Source organism: Phaeobacter sp. JH20_37, from assembly GCF_048056015.1.
GTDB lineage: Bacteria > Pseudomonadota > Alphaproteobacteria > Rhodobacterales > Rhodobacteraceae > Phaeobacter > Phaeobacter bryozoorum.
In genome coordinates this window covers 1-18828 of record NZ_JAYMWW010000017.1, presented here as the reverse complement: position 1 = coordinate 18828, position 18828 = coordinate 1, and the positions used below count along the sequence as shown (strand labels likewise).

The 18828-nt window shown below is 63.4% G+C and carries 13 protein-coding genes; 8 read left to right on the top strand and 5 right to left on the bottom strand.

What is annotated here, in order from left to right; all coding sequences use genetic code 11:
* Positions 1 to 121 precede the first annotated feature (121 nt).
* From VWZ87_RS15315 to VWZ87_RS15305, 3 genes are all read right to left on the bottom strand, one after another.
* Positions 122 to 1597 (bottom strand): PLP-dependent aminotransferase family protein, encoded by a 1476-nt coding sequence (locus tag VWZ87_RS15315; RefSeq protein ID WP_340546828.1) that lies wholly within the window; start codon positions 1595 to 1597, stop codon positions 122 to 124.
* 161 nt (positions 1598 to 1758) lie between these two features.
* Positions 1759 to 2340 (bottom strand): GNAT family N-acetyltransferase, encoded by a 582-nt coding sequence (locus VWZ87_RS15310; protein WP_416535247.1) that lies wholly within the window; start codon positions 2338 to 2340, stop codon positions 1759 to 1761.
* 142 nt (positions 2341 to 2482) lie between these two features.
* Positions 2483 to 3880, bottom strand: a complete 1398-nt coding sequence (locus tag VWZ87_RS15305; RefSeq protein ID WP_340546830.1) for an aspartate aminotransferase family protein — start codon at positions 3878 to 3880, stop codon at positions 2483 to 2485.
* Positions 3881 to 4121: 241 nt separating this feature from the next.
* Here VWZ87_RS15305 and VWZ87_RS15300 point away from each other — a divergent pair, with 241 nt between their 5' ends.
* The 8 genes from VWZ87_RS15300 (at position 4122) to VWZ87_RS15265 (ending at position 14896) form a co-directional block, all read left to right on the top strand.
* On the top strand, positions 4122 to 4928 hold the full coding sequence (locus VWZ87_RS15300; RefSeq protein WP_416535246.1) for a 3-keto-5-aminohexanoate cleavage protein: 807 nt from the start codon (positions 4122 to 4124) through the stop codon (positions 4926 to 4928).
* On the top strand, positions 4925 to 6268 hold the full coding sequence (locus VWZ87_RS15295) for an aspartate aminotransferase family protein (RefSeq protein ID WP_416535245.1): 1344 nt from the start codon (positions 4925 to 4927) through the stop codon (positions 6266 to 6268). The genes VWZ87_RS15300 and VWZ87_RS15295 overlap by 4 nt, the downstream gene beginning before the upstream one ends.
* A 191-nt stretch (positions 6269 to 6459) precedes the next feature.
* The gene (locus VWZ87_RS15290; RefSeq protein ID WP_416535244.1) at positions 6460 to 7929 is read left to right on the top strand and encodes an aminotransferase class V-fold PLP-dependent enzyme; all 1470 of its coding nucleotides are present in this window, start codon (positions 6460 to 6462) and stop codon (positions 7927 to 7929) included.
* Positions 7929 to 8708 carry a class II glutamine amidotransferase gene (locus VWZ87_RS15285; protein ID WP_340546834.1) on the top strand — a complete coding sequence of 260 codons (780 nt, stop codon included), beginning with the start codon at positions 7929 to 7931 and terminating at the stop codon, positions 8706 to 8708. The genes VWZ87_RS15290 and VWZ87_RS15285 overlap by 1 nt, the downstream gene beginning before the upstream one ends.
* 248 nt (positions 8709 to 8956) lie before the next feature.
* Positions 8957 to 9709, top strand: coding sequence for a 5-oxoprolinase subunit B family protein (locus VWZ87_RS15280; RefSeq protein WP_416535243.1), 753 nt, complete (start codon positions 8957 to 8959; stop codon positions 9707 to 9709).
* Complete coding sequence (locus tag VWZ87_RS15275) at positions 9706 to 10761, top strand: biotin-dependent carboxyltransferase family protein (protein WP_416535242.1); 1056 nt, start codon at positions 9706 to 9708, stop codon at positions 10759 to 10761. Before VWZ87_RS15280 ends, VWZ87_RS15275 begins: the two co-directional genes overlap by 4 nt.
* Complete coding sequence (locus tag VWZ87_RS15270; RefSeq protein WP_416535241.1) at positions 10758 to 11531, top strand: LamB/YcsF family protein; 774 nt, start codon at positions 10758 to 10760, stop codon at positions 11529 to 11531. The genes VWZ87_RS15275 and VWZ87_RS15270 overlap by 4 nt, the downstream gene beginning before the upstream one ends.
* A 149-nt stretch (positions 11532 to 11680) precedes the next feature.
* The gene (locus tag VWZ87_RS15265) at positions 11681 to 14896 is read left to right on the top strand and encodes a 2Fe-2S iron-sulfur cluster-binding protein (protein WP_416535240.1); all 3216 of its coding nucleotides are present in this window, start codon (positions 11681 to 11683) and stop codon (positions 14894 to 14896) included.
* Positions 14897 to 14982: 86 nt separating this feature from the next.
* Here the strand turns inward: VWZ87_RS15265 and VWZ87_RS15260 are convergent, their stop codons facing one another.
* Both VWZ87_RS15260 and VWZ87_RS15255 read right to left on the bottom strand, forming a co-directional pair.
* The gene (locus tag VWZ87_RS15260; protein ID WP_416535239.1) at positions 14983 to 17559 is read right to left on the bottom strand and encodes an HWE histidine kinase domain-containing protein; all 2577 of its coding nucleotides are present in this window, start codon (positions 17557 to 17559) and stop codon (positions 14983 to 14985) included.
* An 81-nt stretch (positions 17560 to 17640) separates the two neighbouring features.
* The gene (locus VWZ87_RS15255) at positions 17641 to 18180 is read right to left on the bottom strand and encodes a hypothetical protein (protein WP_416539408.1); all 540 of its coding nucleotides are present in this window, start codon (positions 18178 to 18180) and stop codon (positions 17641 to 17643) included.
* Between the last annotated feature and the right edge of the window lie 648 nt (positions 18181 to 18828).

The window sequence follows — 18828 nt, the reverse complement described above, 5'->3', positions numbered from 1 at the left end:
CGGGGCGCAGGCACGGCACGTCCCGAGCGCGTTCTGATCGCGGCCTGATGGCGCTTCAGGCACGCTTGAGGCAGGCACCGGGCAGGCTTTGGGGCGGTCCGGGTGGGATTGCCTTGCAGGGCTAGCCTGCCTTTGCGCGGCAGGGGCGCAGGGCATCGGCCAGCAGCGCCAGACCCGGCTCGATCCGGCTGGACGGGATCGAGGAATAGCCCAGCCGGTAATAGTTCTGTTTGCGGTGTTCGGCGGCAAAGAAGGGCGCGCCGGGTTCGATCAGGACGCTTTTTTCAACCAGCGATCGGGCAACAACCGCAGTGTCCACGTGATCCTCGGCCCGCATCCAGAGGGAAGAGCCGCCGTAGACGCCGACCCCGGCGACGCTGAGCCCGTGATCGGTCACCGCCGTTTCGATCACGCAGCGGCGGTCATGCAGCACCTTGGCCATGCGGCGGATCTGGGCGTCGTAATGGCCGAGCGACAGGAAATAGGCCACGGTGCGCTGCACATGGCCGGGCGGGTGGCGCAGCACATTGGCGCGCAGCGCGCGGGCCTGACGGATAAATGGCTCGGAGCCGACCAGATAGCCAAGGCGCAGCCCCGGAAAGAGCGATTTAGAGAAGCTGCCGACATAGACCACCCGGCCATCGGCATCGAGCGACTTCAGCGCGGGGGAGGGCGCGCCGAGGAAGGACATTTCAAACTCATAATCGTCTTCGACAATCACCGCGTCGATCTCGCGGGCGCGTTCCAGCAGCTGCTTGCGCCGCGCCATCGGCATGGTGGCGGTTGTCGGGCTCTGGTGGCTGGGGGTGGTGAAGATGACATCGGTGTCATCGCGAATGGCATCCGGGGGCAGCCCGTCGTGATCCACCGGCAGGCAGTCGATCTGGCAGCCGCGATAGACCAGCTGATCGCGCAAGGTGTAATAGGTCGGATCCTCAAGCGCGGCCTTGCGGCCCGGTCCCAGCAGCAGCTGGGTCACCAGCCAGAGCGCGTTCTGGGCGCCAAGGGTGATCAGGATCTCCTCGGGCCGGGCAGAGATGCCGCGCCGGGGCAGGGTATGGCGGGCGATATATTCCACCAGAAGCGGGTCGTCCTGATCGAAATAGTCGTTGGTCAGGGCCGCAAAATCCTTTTGCCCCAGCGCGCGCAGGGCACAGAGCCGCCAGTTGGCGTGGTCAAACAGCGTGGCATCGGCCTGCCCGTAGATGAAGGGATAGCGGTAGTCGCGCCAGTTCTGCGGTTTGCGGGGCGTATCGCCGCCGCAGTAGTTGCCGACGATGGTGGAGGCCCAGTCGACCGTATCGGCCGATTTCTGCGAGGGCGCATAGCTGGGCGGCACCGGCGCGTTTTCAGAGACATAATAGCCCGACCGCCCTCTGGAGATCAGGTAATCATTGGCCAGCAGCTCTGTGTAGGCCAGCGTCACGGTGATGCGGCTGATGCCCAGATGCGCGGCGAGTTTGCGCGAGGACGGCAGTTTTTCCCCGACCCGCAGGCGGCCGGAGAGAATGCCCTCGGCAATCATTTCCTGGATCTGCGCCTGCAGGGTGCCTTGCGCGTCGGGGTTCAGAAAGAAGGTGTCGACAGAGATAGCCATGAATCACTGTAGGCTGGACATAAATGGGGTGCAATCTGGACTTACGTGTTTTTTTGCACGCTTGCGGAGGAAAACCCAGCCGCCGGGTCAGGCCCGTGATGCCGCATCTTGCCCGTGATGATGGTGATGGTGAGAAAGCGGATCCGCCGTACCGGGCCGGGTTACCTGTCTGACAGATGTTGCAGGTGGGCGCGGATCGTGGGCCATTCGGCGGCGGTGATGGAATAGACGGCGGTGTCGCGCAGGGTGCCATTGGCCAGTATCATATGCGCCCGAAGGATCCCGTCGAGCTGCGCGCCGAGCCGTTCGATGGCGGCCCGGCTCTGGCGGTTGAGACGATGGGTGCGGAACTCCACCGCGATGGCCCCGAGCGTTTCAAACGCATGGGTGAGCAGCAGCCGTTTGCATTCGGTGTTGATCCCGCTGCGCTGCACCGATCTGCGATACCAGGTGGCGCCGATTTCCAGCCTGCGGTTGGCGGCGTCGATGTTCATATAGGTGGTCATGCCGACCGCGCGACCTGTCTGATCCAGCACGGCGAAGGGGGCCATTTTGCCGCTCTGTTGCAGGGCAAGACGACGGCTGATTTCGGCCCCGATATCCTGCGGTGCGGGCACTGTCGTGTACCACAGCCGGTGCAGGTCACCGTCGGCGGCGGCTTCTGCCAGATCGCTGGCGTGATCGGGCAGAAGCGGGGTGAGGCTGACGGTCTTGCCCGTCAGCGGCAGGGGAGACGCCCACATGGTTGCGCACCTTTGATCTGAAACATCCGACCCAGAGATGCAGAAAAGGTGGCCCTGTGTTAAGGGCCACCTTTGGATTTTTCGATCAGGCCAGATTGGACCGGTCTGTCAGGCCTGACTTATCAGGCCTGATGGGGGGTGATCAGCCAAACACCTTGGTCAGGGCCACATCCACCGCGTCGGTGATCTTGTCCACGTCTTCCGGCGTGACGATCAGCGCGGGGCTGAAGCACAGGGTGTTGTTCTTGCCCGGAATGGAGCGGTTGGTCACGCCGATGATGACGTTCTGATTGCCACATTCAGCCACAACCGCCTGCGCCAGTTTCTCGTCCACCGGTTCCTTGGTCTCGCGATCCGCGACCAGTTCGGCGCCGAGGAACAGACCCTTGCCGCGGACATCGCCGATGACCTGATGTTTCTCCATCAACGCCTCGAGGTTGGCCTTCATCCGCGCGCCCATGGCGGTGCAATTGTCGAGCAGGTTCTCATCCTCGATGATCTGCATATTGACCAGCGCGGCCGCAGGGCCGGCGGTGCAGCCGCCAAAGGTGGAGATATCGCGGAAGTAGTTCATCGGATCACTGGCGTCATCCTTGAACATGTTGAAGACCTCCTCGGTGGTGACAAGGCAGGCAATCGCGGCATAGCCGGAGGCCACACCTTTGGCCATGGTCACGAAATCAGGCTGGATGCCGTAGTGCTGATAGCCGAACCAGGTGCCGGTGCGGCCAACGCCACAGACCACTTCGTCGATGTGCAAGAGGATGTCGTACTGTTTGCAGATCTCCTGCACGCGCGGCCAGTAGCCTTCGGGCGCCTCAATGACGCCGCCGCCTGCGGTCACCGGTTCAAGGCAGAGCGCGCCGACGGTGTCGGGGCCTTCGCGCAGGATGACCTCTTCGATCAGGTTGGCGGCGGCAATGCCGAACTCCTTGCCGGAGAGATGCTCCAGACCCAGCTCGTGCTTGCGGTACTCCATGCAGTGGGGAACCTTCACGAAATCGGGCGCGAAGGGGCCGTATTGCATATTGCGCTCTTCCTGACCGCCTGCGGACATCGTCGCGAGGGTCGAGCCGTGGTAGTCGCGGTCGCGGTAGAGGATCTTGGTTTTCTTGCCGCCGTATTTCTTGTGCGCGATCTGGCGCACCATCTTGAAGGCTTTCTCATTCGCCTCGGAGCCGGAGTTGTTGTAATAAACCCGGCTCATCCCCGGCATTTTCGAGATCAGCTTCTCGGCGAACAGCGCACCGGGGATGGACCCTGCCGACTGGGCAAAATAGCAGAGTTTCATCAGCTGGTCGTAGACCGCCTTGGCGATCTCCTCGCGGCCATAGCCGACGTTGACGGTCCAGACACCGCCAGAGACGGCATCGAGCCATTCCTTGCCGTTCTGGTCCCAGACCCGCATACCCTTGCCCTCGACGATGATGCGGGGGTCGTTTTCCTCAAACGGTTTGTGCTGGATCAGGTGATGCCAGACGTTGGCCTTGTCGGCGGCGATGACCCGGCTCAGGTCGTTTTCATTGAACGTGCCATCCATGACATGCCCTTTCCAAGTTGTTCGAAAATGCGATCCGCCACCGGTCGGCTGGCCAGACTCGCCCTGTCACTACGAAACGCTATATTTACGTTTTGCTCTAGGTCCAGTTGTCGGCGCAATTTAGCTCCAGACGCGGAGCTGGCGGATGAGTTCTGTAAAAAACATATGTTCTGGAATTGCCGGATTGAGAACGTGTGTTGTTATGCGCCAGATCGGTGCAGGACACAGGCGGAGCGACGCGTTGACGACATATCATCTGATGGTGGCCCCCAATGGGGCACGGCGGCAGCAGGCGGATCATGCAGGGCTGCCGTTGCGCACGGCCGAGATTGCTGCGACGGCGGCGACCTGTCAGCGCGCCGGGGCGGATGCGCTGCATCTGCATGTGCGCGACCGGGACGGGGGGCATTCGCTGGATGCCGGGCGCTACCGGGAGGCGATGGCGGCGGTGGCCGAGGCCGCGCCGGGCATGGCGATCCAGATTACCACCGAGAGTGCCGGGATTTTTGACGTGGCCGATCAGCTGGCCTGTCTGGAGGCGCTGCGTCCGGCGGCGGCCTCTGTGTCTATCCGAGAGATGGCGCGGGATTGGCGATTGGCATCGCGGGCCTATGCGATCTGCGCCGAGGCCGGGACACAGGTGCAGCATATTCTATACGGTGCCGACTGCATTGCGGAGTTGCGCCGGGCCTATGAGCGCGGGGATGTTCCGGCGCAAATGCGGTCCGCGATCTTTGTGCTTGGCCAATACGCGCCGCCGCGTCTGGCCCATCCGTCGGAGCTGCGTCCGTTTCTGGCGGCAACTGCGGATCTGGATCTGGACTGGGGACTCTGCGCTTTTGGCCATAGGGAACATGATTGCCTGCTGGCGGGGCTTGAGGCCGGGGGGCGGCTGCGGATCGGGTTTGAAAACAATACCCAGGCTGCGGACGGTTCGGAGTATTCTGACAACGCGGCCTCTGTCGCGGCTTTTGTCGAACGTGCCGGTGCGGCGGGGCGTCTGCCTTGTGCGCGCTCTGTTTTCAATGATCAAGGAGCTCAGCCATGAGCCATGTTTTTCCGCGCCACACCAAGGCCAATCTGCCCACTGCCGTTGGGGGCGATGGCTGTTATCTGATTGATGCCAATGGCAAACGCTATTTCGATGGCTCCGGCGGCGCGGCGGTGTCCTGTCTGGGGCATTCCGATGCCGAGGTGATTTCAGCCGTGCAGGCGCAGGTGGGCCAGCTGGCCTTTGCCCATACCGGGTTCATGACCTCGGAACCGGCCGAGGCGCTGGCGGATCTGTTGATTTCACAGGCGCCGGGGGATCTGGACCGGGTCTATTTCGTCTCTGGCGGATCCGAGGCGACCGAGGCCGCGATCAAGCTGGCGCGGCAGTATCATCTGGAGCGCGGCGACAGCGCGCGGCGTCACGTGATCGCGCGCAGGCAGAGCTATCACGGCAACACGCTGGGGGCGCTGGCGGCGGGCGGCAATGAATGGCGACGCCAGCAGTTTGCGCCGCTGCTGATTGATATTTCGCATATCGCGCCCTGCTATGAATATGTCGATCGGGGCGACGGCGAGCGCAGCTATGACTATGGCCAGCGTGTCGCCAATGAGCTGGAGGCGGAGATCCTGCGGCTTGGGCCCGAGACGGTCATGGCCTTCATGGCGGAGCCTGTGGTGGGGGCGACATCCGGCGCGGTGCCTGCGGTTGAGGGCTATTTCAAGCGTATCCGCGAAATCTGCGACCAATATGGCGTGTTGCTCATTCTGGATGAGGTGATGTGCGGCATGGGGCGCACCGGGCATCTGTTTGCCTGCGAGGCGGATGGTGTTGCGCCCGATATCCTCTGTATCGCCAAGGGGCTGGGCGCTGGCTATCAGCCGATTGGCGCGATGCTGTGCAGCCGCCGGATCTATGACGCCATTGAAGGCGGCAGCGGGTTTTTCCAGCACGGCCACACCTATATCGGGCACCCGGTGGCAACGGCGGCGGGGCTGGCGGTGGTGCGGGCGCTGCTGGATCGCGGGCTGGTGCAGCGCAGCGCCGAGATGGGCGAGACATTGCATGGCGCATTGGTCGAGGCCTTTGGCCAGCATCCTCATGTTGGCGATCTACGCGGGCGCGGGTTGTTCCGCGGGATCGAGCTGGTGGCCGACCGGGAGAGCAAGACGCCCTTTGATCCCGGCCTCGGTATTGCGGGCAAGCTGAAGAAGGCCGCGTTCGAGGCCGGGCTGATCTGCTATCCGATGGCGGGCACGCGGGATGGGCGCAACGGCGATCATATCCTGCTCGCGCCGCCCTTCATCCTGACGCAGGATCAGATCGGCGAGATCACTGACAAGCTGAAGATTGCGCTGGCGCAGGTTCTGCCTGCTTCGGGCTCTGGAACCGGGTGAGATCGCGGGCGACTCGGTCGTTTGGCGATCACGTTGGTGGGTCGTAGCCGGATTGCGCAGGTTTTGATCGGCGGACTGGTAGGTTTTGAGATCATTCCGTGAAAAGAATGATGTGCTCACGCAGTATATGAGTGATGTTTCTTCATATCTTCTTGGTAGTATCTCTGCATAACTCCAAGAGGACCGATCAAATGACCACAGATATTGCCCCTGCCGACCTTCTTGATCGCTTTCGCGCATCACTTGCCGGGGCGGATTGTCTGGAGCGCCTGCGTGCGGGTGTCATTGGTGAGGGGGCCGAGCTGCCGGGGCCAAATGGGCCGGTCAAGATGATCTACGCCGATTATGTCGCCTCTGGCCGCGCCCTGCGGCAGGTTGAGGACTTCGTTCTGACGGAGGTGCTGCCGTTCTATGCCAACAGTCACACCGAGGCGTCATATTGCGGCAGCTTCATGACCCGGCTGCGTGGCGCGGCACGGCAGACGATTGCGCGGATCTGCGGCGCCGATGATCGCTTTGCCACGGTGTTTACCGGATCGGGTGCAACGGCGGGTCTGAACCGGCTGGTGCATCTGCTGGGGGTGTCCGGCGCGGTGGCGGCGGGGCAGCGGCCGCTGGTGATCCTTGGCCCTTATGAGCATCACTCAAACATCCTGCCCTGGCGCGAAAGCGGCGCCGAGGTGGTGGAGATTGCCGAAGCGGCCGAGGGTGGGCCGGACATGGCGGAGCTGGAGGCGGTCTTGCAGGGGGCGGCAGGCGGCGACCGCCTGATCGTGGGGGCGTTTTCAGCGGCCTCCAACGTGACGGGGATTGTCACCGACACCGATGCGGTCAGCCGGTTGCTGCGCCGGTACGGCGCGCGGGTGGTCTGGGATTATGCGGGCGGTGGCCCCTATCTGCCGATGGATATGGCGGCGGGCACCGATGCCGAGAAGGATGCGATTGTATTTTCCGCCCATAAATTCCTGGGCGGGCCGGGGGCATCCGGCGTGATGATCCTGCGCAAGGCGGCAGTGGCCAGCACACGCCCGACGCTGCCCGGTGGCGGCACGGTGAAATTCGTCTCGCCCTGGCAGCATGACTACGCCGAGGATCTTGCCGCCCGAGAAGAGGCCGGCACGCCCAATGTGGTGGGCGATATCCGCGTCGCGCTCTGCCTGCTGGTCAAGGAGGCGATGGGTCAGGCGTTTATGGACCGGCGGCAGGAAGAGCTGCGCCAGCGGGCGCTGGCGGCCTGGCAGGGTCTGCCCAATCTGCAAATCCTTGGCAATCCGAACGCTAAGCAGAAGCTGCCGATCTTTTCGTTTCAGGTGCAGGATCCCGAGACCGGCGCGCCGATCCACCAGCAGCTGTTCACCCGGATGCTGTCGGATCACTATGGCGTTCAGGCCCGCGGCGGCTGCGCCTGTGCCGGACCTTATGCGCATCGGCTGCTGAACATCGGGCAGGTGCAGTCCCGCGCCATGCGGGCGGCCATTCTGGGTGGCAAGGAGATCGAGAAGCCCGGTTGGACGCGGCTCAACTTCTCCGCCACGCTGAGCGATGAGAAAGCCGATGCGATCATCCATGCGGTGCGGGACCTGGCGCAGGATCCGCAGCGGTTCTGCGAGGGCTATAACGTCGATGTCTCTACCGCGCGCTTTGCGCCGAAGGTGGCATAATGTGCCGTCTGCTCGCCTGGAACGGGGCCCCGCGCTATCTTGAGGATCTGGTGTTCGTACCGGAACATTCGCTGGTGCATCAGTGCCGTAACGCGCTGATCTGCAAGACGCCGATCAATGCTGATGGGTTTGGTATGGCCTGGTATTCGGACCGGCCCGAACCCTGTCTGTACAAGGATACCCATCCGGCCTGGTCCGATCCAAATCTGGCGCAGATTTCGCGCCACACCAAGACCGGGCTGTTTCTGGCGCATGTGCGCGCCTCGACCGGGACGGCGACCTCGCGCAACAATTGCCATCCGTTTGCCAGTGGCAAATGGAGCTTCATGCACAATGGTCAGGCCGGCGGGCATATGATGTTCCGCAAGCGGCTGGATACGATGATCCCGGATGCTTTCTACGATCACCGTCTGGGCGGCACCGAGAGTGAGGCGATTTTCCTGATCGCGCTTGGGCTTGGCCTTGATGAGGATCCGATTGGCGCGGTGGCGGCGGCGGTACAGCAGGTCGAAGCGGTGTCGCGCGATCATGGCACCACGCCGCATATGCGGTTTGGCGCCTGCTGGTCCGATGGTACCCGGCTTTTTGCGGCGCGCTATGCCTCTGATCAATACGCACCGAGCCTCTATTACCGGATCTACGATGAGGGGGTGATTGTCACCTCCGAGCCGCTGGACAGCGACACCCGGAACTGGATCGAGGTGCAGCCGAACCGTGCGCTGGTCGTCGAAGGGGGGCGGGTTGTCGAGCTGCCGTTCACGGCGGCGCTGGCGGCGTAGCCATCCGGGCGGGTCAGAGCGGGGGCTCTGACGGGTCTCAGATCTTGCCTGTAACTGAGCCTTTGACCGGGCTTTTGACTGGCCCCTAAACTGGGCCTCTGCCCGCCCTCCGATATATCAGGGGGATCGCGGGAAGAGGCCGGTTGACTATCCCTACGATGCAGCGCAACCCTGTGGCGAAAATGGACGGGGATAGCTGAGCCGCCCGGCAGGGGTGGTCCGGCGCCCGGACCTGTGTCGGAGGAACCATGTCGCGTGAGGGATCACCCACCTACCCGTTGATCCGAAATGTCGGGCTGTCCGGTATGCTGGTCAGCTTTGGCGATCAGCTGGATGAGGCCACCAATCGCGCCACGCTGGCCTTTCGCGGTGCGGTCGACGATCTGGCGCTGAGCGGTGTGGTGGAAACCGCGACATCGCTGGCCTCGGTCTTTGTGCGGTTTGACCCGGCAGAGCTGCCGCATGAGCGTTTGCACGCGGCACTGGCGGATCTGTTGCAGACACGGGACTGGCGCCAAGCGCCCTTGCCGCAGGGGCGGCGGTTCTGGCGGGTGCCCACGGTCTATGGGACCGAGCTTGCACCGCAGCTGGCCGAGGCGGCGGATCTGGCGGGCCTGAGCGAACAGGCGGCGATTGACGAGCTGGGCGCGGCGCGGGTCAGGGTGCTGACCATCGGATTTGCCCCCGGGCAGCCCTATCTGGGCACTTTGGGCGAACACTGGGACATCCCGCGCCAGAGCGAAGTCACCCCTCAGGTGCCGGTCGGGGCGCTGGTGCTTGCGATCCGCCAGTTCGTCCTGTTTTCGACCGCGTCACCGACCGGCTGGCGCCATGTCGGGCAGACTGGCCTGACGCTGTTTCAACCCGAAGCCGCCGATCCATTTGCGCTGCGAGCGGGGGATGAGTTGCAGTTCGAGCCGGTCGGAACGGCCGAGTTCCTGCGTCTGCGCGAGACCGGTGCGCCGCAGGGCGGGGCCATTGTCAGCGAGGTTTCGGCATGAGAGCGCTGCGGGTTCTGCGGATCGGTCCCTCCTGCACGGTGCAGGACGGCGGACGGGTTGGCTATATCGGGCAGGGGCTGTCGCAGGGCGGCGCGGCGGATCGGCTGGCGCTCGCCGAGGGCGCGGCGCTGCTGCGGCAGGATGCCGGGTTGGCGGCGCTGGAGATGGCCGGCATGGGCGGGCTGTTCGAGGCAACCGAACCCATGCGGATTGCTCTGACCGGCGCCGAGATGCAGGCTACGCTGGATGGTGCGCCGCTGGTCTGGAACGGCTCGCACAGGATTGAACCGGGGCAGCGGCTGGAGATCGGCGCGGCCCGGCGCGGCGTCTATGGCTATCTGCATCTGGGCGGCGGATTGGCCACACCACAGCGGCTGGGCGGACGGTCGACGCATCTGGTGGCAGCCCTTGGCGCGCCGCTGGCCGAGGGCGATATCCTGCCGGTTGGCGAGGAGACGACGCCGGCGGCGCGGCGGGTGACCGGGCTTTGCCTTGATGTGGCGGATCGGTTCTCCGGCGGCGAGCTGCGGTTGGTCGAGAGTTTCCAGTCCGATCTTTTTGACCCGGCGGTGCGTCGGCGCTTTGCCGAGACGCCGTTCACGCCGGGGCGGCGCGCCAGCCGCATGGCGCTGCAACTGATGTCCGAGGGCGAGGGATTTGCCGCAGCGGGGCAGCTGAACGTTCTGTCGGAGGTCATCGTGCCGGGCGATGTGCAGATGACCGGCGATGGCCGCCCGTTCCTGCTGCTGCGCGAGGCGCAGACCACCGGCGGCTATCCCCGGATCGGTACGGTTCTGCCCTGCGATCTGTCGCGGGCGGTTCAGGCGGCGGCTGGGGCTGTGCTGCGGTTTCGCTGGGTCTCGCTGGCCGAAGGGCTGGCGCAGCAGGCGGCGCATGACGCGGCGCTGGCGCGGCTTCCCTCTGCCTGCCGACCGTTGTTGCGCGATCCGGCTGATATGGCTGACCTTCTGTCCTATCAGTTGATTGGTGGCGTGGTTTCCGCCGCAGCGGATCCTTTTGAACCCCGAGATGAGCCTGGAGCCGAGACATGAGCAAAACCGTCGATCTGAACGCCGATATGGGCGAAAGCTTTGGACCTTGGACGATGGGCGATGATGCAGCCCTGCTTGACGTGGTCTCCTCGGCCAATATTGCCTGCGGGTTTCATGCGGGCGACCCGGATGTGATGGCCGCGACCATGGCACTGGCGCGGGATCATGGCGTCGGGATCGGCGCGCATCCCGGTTTCGATGATTTGCAGGGGTTTGGTCGCCGCAAGATGCAGGTGCCGCAGGATACGCTGGCCAATCTGATCCGCTACCAGCTGGGCGCAGCGCAGGGCATGGCGCGGGCAGCGGGCACCGAGGTGCGCCATCTGAAGCTGCATGGCGCCCTGTCGAATATGGCCTGCGTCGATCACGGCATGGCGCGGACCTGCTATGAGGCGGCGCTGGATCTGGACCCGGATCTGATCATCATGGTGCTGGCCGCCACCGCCATGGAGGAGGTGGTGCGCGAGCTGGGCTGCAACTGGTGCGGTGAGATCTTTGCCGACCGGGCCTATAATGACGATGGCACGCTGGTGGACCGGTCGCTGCCCGGCGCGGTGATCCATGACCCGGAGATTGCGGGACCGCGGATCCTGAAGATGGTCGAGGAAGGCGCGATCATCACGGAGAGTGGCGCCCGCATTCCCACGGCCATCGACACCATCTGCCTGCATGGCGACACGCCCACGGCGGTGCAGCTGGCCCGTTCGGTGCGCCAGTCGCTCTCCGATGGTGGAATCGCTATCCGTGCCTTTGAGGGCCGCCGCGGCTAGGCAGGGTGATGTGAAATTGGATGTGAATAATTTTGATGTATATCAGGAGTTTATGTCGCTGATTATATAAATTGGATGTTGGAGCCTATTCCAATCGCCGATTTCTGGAGTAAACCTGTGGCAGCCCATCCCTGTATCAGGTCCCTGCCATGCCTCTTCGTCTGTTCTCGACCCGCTCACGTCCCATACATCTGGGCCCCTTTCCGATGGAGCGGTTGCAGCCCGGGGTGATGCCGGATCTGACGGCGGTGCCGCCATTTCAACGGCTGAGTTTTGCCCGGCCCGATATGCCTGCCTCTATCGTCAATGCGATGGGCGAATATCAGGCGATGATGGATGCGATCCGCGACGGGCTGGTCAACAAGGCGCAGGCTGACTGCCCGAGCGATCCGCAGGAGCGGGCCGAACATATCAAGGCCTTTGGCTATTTCAGCGATGCGGCGATGGTGGGGATCGGGCCGATGCCTGCCTCTGCCCGGCTGCACGTGCCTTATCGCAACCCCGATATCGACCGTCTGGCCCACGATCTGAAGACCCGCCAGACCAAGACGCTGGCCTCTGGCATCGACATGATCATGGCGGATCTGCGCGATGCGATGGAGGCGCCGCCGACCACCATCGGCGATCACACCCATTCGATTGTGTTCCTGTACGACATGCCGCGCGACCCGCGCCCGGAGGAGGCGGGCTGCGACTGGCTGGAGGGGGCCGAGCGGCACCGCGCCTGTCTGCGGGCCTCGGAGACGGCGGTGGTGCTGGCGAATTACATCCGCCTGCTGGGCTGGGATGCCAAGGCGCATACCGGGACGTCGGCGGATGTGGATCTCAACCAGCTGACCGTTGCGGCGGGGCTTGCGACGGTTGAGGATGGCAAGCTGGTGAACCCCTATCTGGGGACGCGGTTTGGCGTGGCGGTTGTGACCACCGATTTCGACATGGCGCAGGACAAGCCGCTGTTGCCGCAGGATCTGCAACCGGTGATGCAGGTGAAGGGGCCGAAATGGTGGCTGGGGATCGGGTCCGAACGCTCAGCGCTGAATGGCGACCCCTTTGCCCGCCGCGATTTCCGCGATGGCCCGCATCCGTTTGAAACGCTGAAGCGGGTGGAGGATCCCACCACCTATATTGACGAGGCGCGGGTGGCGCGGGTGCCCAAACGCGCCGACATGTTTGCCCGCAGCCAGTTCGGCGATATGGGCAAGACCAATCAGCAGGCCGCAACTGGCGGGTTCTACGTGCGCAAGGCAGCGCCTTCGATGGCGCAGCGGCGGATGCTGGGGGCCTTTGTGCTGTTGCAGGATGGTGCGCCGGCCACGCAGGCACCGCGCCCCACGGATGCGGAGCGCAATGCGGCCAACATCAAGGCGGCGAGCTATTGGCTGGGGATTGATGCGGTGGGGATCAGCCGCTGCCCGGAGTGGACCTGGTACAGCCATGACGCCACCGGTGCCGAGATCCACCCGGAACATGATCAGGCGATTTCGATGATTGTCGATCAGGGCTTTGACACCACCGAGGGCACCTCGGGGGACGACTGGATTGCAGTGGCGCAGTCGATGCGGGCCTATCTGCGGTTTTCGTTGCTGGGCGGTGTGATTGCGCGCCAGATCCGCAACCTTGGCTACAAGGCGAAGGCCCATACGGTGATGGATGGTGAGGTGTTGCAACCGCCGCTGCTGCTGTTGTCGGGGCTGGGGGAGGTGAGCCGGATTGGTGAGGTGATCCTGAATCCCTTCCTCGGACCGCGTCTGAAGTCCGGTGTGGTCACCACCGATATGCCGATGGTCCATGACAAGCCGATCGATTTTGGCCTTCAGGCGTTTTGCGAGGCCTGCAACAAATGTGCGCGCGAATGCCCGTCGGGGGCGATCACGGCCGGGCCGAAGCTGATGTTCAACGGCTATGAAATCTGGAAGTCGGACAGTCAGAAATGCACCACCTACCGGATCACCACGCCCGGTGGGGCGATGTGCGGGCGGTGTATGAAAACCTGCCCCTGGAATCTGGAGGGGATATTCAAGGAAAAACCCTTCCGCTGGGCGGCGATGAATTTGCCAGCGGCGGCGCCTGCGCTGGCCAAGCTTGACGATATGGTTGGCAATGGCGAGATGAACCCGGCCAAGAAATGGTGGTGGGATCTGGAGCTGGAAGAGGACGGCGGCTATCGCCCGACGCGCCACCCGGTCAATGCGCGCGCGCTGCAAAAGGAACTGGATCTGCGCTATGAGGATCAGACGCTGGCGGTTTACCCCGCGCATCTGGCGCCGCATCCCTGGCCCTATCCGTTTCCTATGGACCGGGAGGCGGGGATCGAGGCCTATCAGGCGATGATCACCGCTGAGGAATACAAGGCCCGCCGGGCGCGGGGCGAGACCGGCGATTGGGATCACATCTATACAAATGACGGCGACAGCCCGGTTCTGCGGGTGGAGGTGTCGAATGTCGATGTGATGAGCGATGGCGTCACCAAGTACGAGTTCCAGAGCCTCGACGGCAGCCCCTTGCCCGAATGGACGGCGGGGGCGCATCTGGACATCGTGGTGGCACCGGAGTTCCTGCGCCAGTATTCCATGTCCGGTGACCCGGCGGATCGGTCGAAATATCAGATCGGGGTGTTGCGCGAGGATGTGGGGCGAGGGGGATCGAAGCTGCTCCATCGGATCTTCACCAAGGGACGTCGGGTCTTTATCTCCAAACCGATCAACCATTTCCCACTGGTGGAGGAGGCCAGCCGCAGTTTCCTGATGGGGGGCGGAATTGGTGTCACGCCGATGATTGCGATGGCGCATCGTCTGCATGCGTTGGGACAGCCGTTTGAGCTGCATTACTCCGTCCCCTCGCGCAAGGATGCAGGCTATCTCGACGATCTTGCAGCGATGCGCTGGGCGGACAATGTGCGGGTGCATGTCTCGGATGAGGGTAGCCGCGCCGATCTGGACCAGCTGCTGGCAGGGTATCAGGACGGCTGGCATGTCTATACCTGCGGGCCGGATCGCTACATGAGTGGGGTGATGGAGGCAGCAGAGCGGCAGGGCTTCCCTGAGGAGGCGCGCCATCTTGAGTATTTCTCGGTGCCGGAGGTGCCGGAGTATGAAAACCACGACTTCACGCTGAAGCTGGCGCGCTCGGGGCGTGAGGTGTTGGTGCCTGCGGAGAAAACTGCCACCGATGTGCTGGCGGAGAACGGCATTCATATTGATGTGAAATGTTCCGACGGCATCTGTGGTGTTTGCAAATGCGGGCTGGTTTCAGGCGAGGTGGAACACCGCGATTTCGTGCTGTCCAAGGCGCAGCGCAAGAGCGCGGTGATCCTGTGCCAGTCACGGGCCGCAGAAAAGGGCGGCGTGATCGAGGTGGATCTCTGAGCGCTGTGCGGAGGCGTCAGCCGGCCGCAAATAAAACGGGCCGCGCGTGACATCGCGCGGCCCGTATCGTGCTGGTAGGTCGCGGTTTAGCTATCCCTTGCGGCCTTCATCTCGCCTGCGCGGATCAGGGCCGTGGCCAGCGCGCTTTCGGAGATCGGTTTTTGCACAATCGGGCAGGGCGGGTAGATATCGACGATATCCTGCACCTCGCCATAGCCGGTGGTCAGCACAAAGGGGATGCCCTGCCGGGCCAGCTCCTCGGCCACCGGCACCGATTGTTCGGAGCCGAGATTGACGTCCAGCACCGCATATTCAAAGCCGCCCTCCGCCAGTGCGTCCAGCGCCTTGCCGACGGAGGAGGCGCTGGCGACCTCGAAGAAACCCATATCTTCGAGCATTGCGGTAAGATCCATGGCGATGATGAAACTGTCCTCAACCACCAGCGCCTTGCCCTGAAGCTGCGCGGCCTGTTGGGCCGGATCCACCGTGATGGTGGTCTTGGCGACAGTTGTCTCATCGACGATCTTGTGCAGGTAGAGGGTGGGAATGCGGAACGATGCCTCAAGACCTGTGGTCTTGTACTGGATCTTGGCATCGCCCTTCAGCTCATGCGGGATGGAATTCTCCACGATCGAGGAGCCAAATCCGCGCCGCGAGGGAGGGGCAACCGGTGGCCCGCCCCGTTCGACCCAGTCGATCAGAAGCGCGCCGCTGTCTTCTTCCTTCAGGGTGATGATGACCCGGCCCACCCCGTTGCTGAGCGCGCCGTGCTTGACGGAGTTTGTGGTCAGCTCATGCAGGACAAGCGCCAGCGTGGTGAACGCCGTCGGCAAGATCAGCGCGTCAGGACCGTTGATCACCACCTCATCAGGACGCCCGGTGGTATAGGCCTCCAGTTCGCAGGTTATAAGGGCGCGCAGAGAGGCGGGCTCCCATTGTTCGCTGGTCAGCTGGTCATGGGCGCGTGCCAGAGAATGGATGCGGCCATCAAGATTGTCGGTAAATTCGGTCAGCGTGCGCGCCGTTCCCTTGGTCTGGGTGACCAGCCCGCGCATCAGGTTGAGGATATTGCGGACCCGGTGGTTGAGTTCGGAGATCAGCAATTGCTGCTGTTCCTCGGCCCGCGCCCGTTCGGCATTGGCGGCCTCGGTCACCTTGAGGAAGATTTCCAGCAGCACGGTGCGCAGCAGATTGGCACTGTGAAGGGCTTCCTCTGCCCAGGGGACACTGCGCCATTCCACGGTTTCCTGCCAGGCCTCAAAGCTCTTGCGCGGGGTAAGCCGCACGCCATTGGGGCCGACCTCCATCGGTTTGGTCGGATCCCCCGCCCATTCCACGGTCTGCGAGATCTTGCGCCGACATAGGATCAGATAGTCGCGCGGGCGTTTGGAGATCGGGATCGCCAGAATGCCTGCGCAGCGGTCGATGTAGTCGCGTGCGGGTTCGTGAAGGCTCTCCAGCTGGTTGGTGGAAAAGGCGGTGGTGCCGATGGTCAGATCCAGCATCCGCGCCAGCGACCGGGTTTCCTCGGCGGTCGGGGTGAGGCCGGTGGCCTGGAAGTCGCCATCTGAGTAGAGCACCAGCCCGTCATGCGGGATCACGTCCTGAATATCCTCGGACACCGATATCAGGCTGTCCTTGAACGGGCGGCCATCCGCCAGCATCGCCATCAGCTGCGTTTGCAGCCGGTTCATGTTCTTTTCTTCGCGGCTGCGCTGCTTGGTCTCGAACTGGCTCAGCTCATAGGAGAAGACATGGGCAAACATCTCGATCGCGGTGCGGCGCTCATAATCAATGTAGCGCGGGCGATTGTGGTGGCAGGCAAACAGCCCCCAAAGCTCGCCATCCTTCATGATCGACACCGACATCGAGGCGCGCACGCCCATGTTGCGCAGATATTCCAGATGGATCGGCGACACGGCGCGCGTCACCGCCAGCGACAGGTCCAGCGGGGCGCCGTCGATCTTGAAGGCGGGGGTGATCGGTGATCCGGCATCATCCACATCCGCAATCAGCCGCAGCAGCGAGCGTTTGTAGAGCGCGCGTGCCTGAACCGGGATATCGGAGGCGGGAAAGAACATGTTTTCGTATTTCTTGGTCCGGTCGCTGCGCACCTCGGCAATGACCTGGCCGGACTGATCGGGCTGGAACTGATAGACCATCACGCTGTCGAAACCGGAAAGCGCCTGCAGGCCCCGTGCCGCCCCCTGCGCCAGTCGGGCGATGCCCTCATCGCGGCGCAGCTGCGAGAAATGCGGATAGATCTCCGACATCACATCGCGCTCGCTGCGGTCGAACTTCGGTTCGAACTCCACCACCAGATGGCGCCCGCTCTGATGGATGCTGATATCAAAGGCCTGAACGCCGGTCTTCAGCGGGATGTTGAAAAAGCGCAGGCTGCTGTCCGGAGCTTCCAAGGCGCCCAGATTGCGGCGAATGCGGCTGAAGGCCGCCTCGGTGATCAGCCCTGCCAGCGACTGGCCGATGGCCTCCTCAGCCGCGATGCCCAGGATTTCCTGCAGGTTCTCCGAAGCATGCTGCACGATCCAATCGGTCGATAAGGCGATCAGCCCGCCATAGGATTGCACCCGGCCCAGTTGATGAATGGGTTCGCGATCGCAGTTGGTCAGGGTCGTGGTGGAAACGGTTTGTTCCAAAGCCATTATACAGGCCCTTTTTATTGGGATGTTATCAATATCATGCGCGCTGTCCGATCCGCGCAGTCTTCTCAGCAGTCTTATATATCAAGCGGGTAATTCAATCGGCGTGGTGCCGAACGGTGTAAGCCGGGCGGCGGTCTGGAAAAGGTCAAACCCCTTGCGGGTATCCGCCACGATCCGATGCGCCAGCGCGCCATCGGGGGGGAGGTGATCCAGATCATCGCATGTTGCCCGCCATGGCACCAGATGGTCGCGCGGTCTGAAATAGTCAGGCAGCTCCCCCGGTCCTGCGGCATCGCTCAGGCGGCGGCGCAGCACCTCATTGCCCATGCGCGAGCCAAGCACCAGATAGTCGACGGCTGTGGGGTGCAGCTCTGGCGTATCCGCTGCAATGACGGCCGGCTGTCGCCCGATGGCGGCGCAATCCGCGCGCAGGGCGTCGATCAGCGCTGCCAGCAGCGGGCTGGCGCGACCGGTCTGGCCGCCGCTGGTCCGCGATAGCGCGTAGAGCGCAGTATGCTGACAGCTGAGAAACCAGGCGAGATGGGGCAGGGGGCTTTCGTGAAACGGGGCAAAGGCCCGCTCTGCCGCGTCATGTTCCACACGGGTGATCCGGCGCAGCATGTGGCGGAAACCGTCATTCGTCGCACGCGCTCCGTCTTGGCCGGGGGCAGGTGCCGGGGGGGCTGCTGACGCACGGCTCTCCGCCGCTCGCTGCGCGGACTGGGATAGGGGAAGGTCTCTCATCGTCTTTTGTCTTGGTTCCGCGATTGCGCTGTTGATTCCGTGGCAGCCCAGGCATCAGCGGGCCCGGGCTGGTCGTGCATTCCATCGCAGTCGGCGGGCGGTGAGGAGGACATTGAGCCGTGTTCTGACCGATGCCGCCCCGCCCCGGCTGCGGCTCCACCAAAGCCTATGATGGTGCGACGACACAAGCCATAGTCTTTATAGTGACCTCGCGGCGCGGGTCGATTTTGCGAGCCGGGGGCCGCGGCGTGGACTTTTTACGCTGAGAGTCCCGTGCTCGGAGCGCGTGACGCGCTGAGACACCGAGTCGGATGAGCGCGAGTCGGCAGGCGCTTAGTGGTCCCGGGCGTGCGTACCTCTATATATAGATTTGAGCAGGGGGATCTTTGGTGATCGCACCTGCGGTTGCGGGCAGAATGGATCACGGAAGCTGGGTTAATCTGTCGAATCTGCATGTGTAACAGTATGATATTGCTTGATAATATTACTTTTCGCCGGAAACTTCATGAAAATGTCAAAAAACCG

Coding starts and splice junctions, on each gene's coding strand:
- VWZ87_RS15315 (WP_340546828.1), bottom strand. CDS start 1,597: ATGGCTATCTCTGTCGACACCTTCTTTCTGAACCCCGACGCGCAAGGC.
- VWZ87_RS15310 (WP_416535247.1), bottom strand. CDS start 2,340: ATGTGGGCGTCTCCCCTGCCGCTGACGGGCAAGACCGTCAGCCTCACC.
- VWZ87_RS15295 (WP_416535245.1), top strand. CDS start 4,925: ATGAGCCATGTTTTTCCGCGCCACACCAAGGCCAATCTGCCCACTGCC.
- VWZ87_RS15260 (WP_416535239.1), bottom strand. CDS start 17,559: ATGGCTTTGGAACAAACCGTTTCCACCACGACCCTGACCAACTGCGAT.
- VWZ87_RS15275 (WP_416535242.1), top strand. CDS start 9,706: ATGAGAGCGCTGCGGGTTCTGCGGATCGGTCCCTCCTGCACGGTGCAG.
- VWZ87_RS15305 (WP_340546830.1), bottom strand. CDS start 3,880: ATGGATGGCACGTTCAATGAAAACGACCTGAGCCGGGTCATCGCCGCC.
- VWZ87_RS15280 (WP_416535243.1), top strand. CDS start 8,957: ATGTCGCGTGAGGGATCACCCACCTACCCGTTGATCCGAAATGTCGGG.
- VWZ87_RS15255 (WP_416539408.1), bottom strand. CDS start 18,180: ATGCTGCGCCGGATCACCCGTGTGGAACATGACGCGGCAGAGCGGGCC.
- VWZ87_RS15265 (WP_416535240.1), top strand. CDS start 11,681: ATGCCTCTTCGTCTGTTCTCGACCCGCTCACGTCCCATACATCTGGGC.
- VWZ87_RS15290 (WP_416535244.1), top strand. CDS start 6,460: ATGACCACAGATATTGCCCCTGCCGACCTTCTTGATCGCTTTCGCGCA.
- VWZ87_RS15285 (WP_340546834.1), top strand. CDS start 7,929: ATGTGCCGTCTGCTCGCCTGGAACGGGGCCCCGCGCTATCTTGAGGAT.
- VWZ87_RS15270 (WP_416535241.1), top strand. CDS start 10,758: ATGAGCAAAACCGTCGATCTGAACGCCGATATGGGCGAAAGCTTTGGA.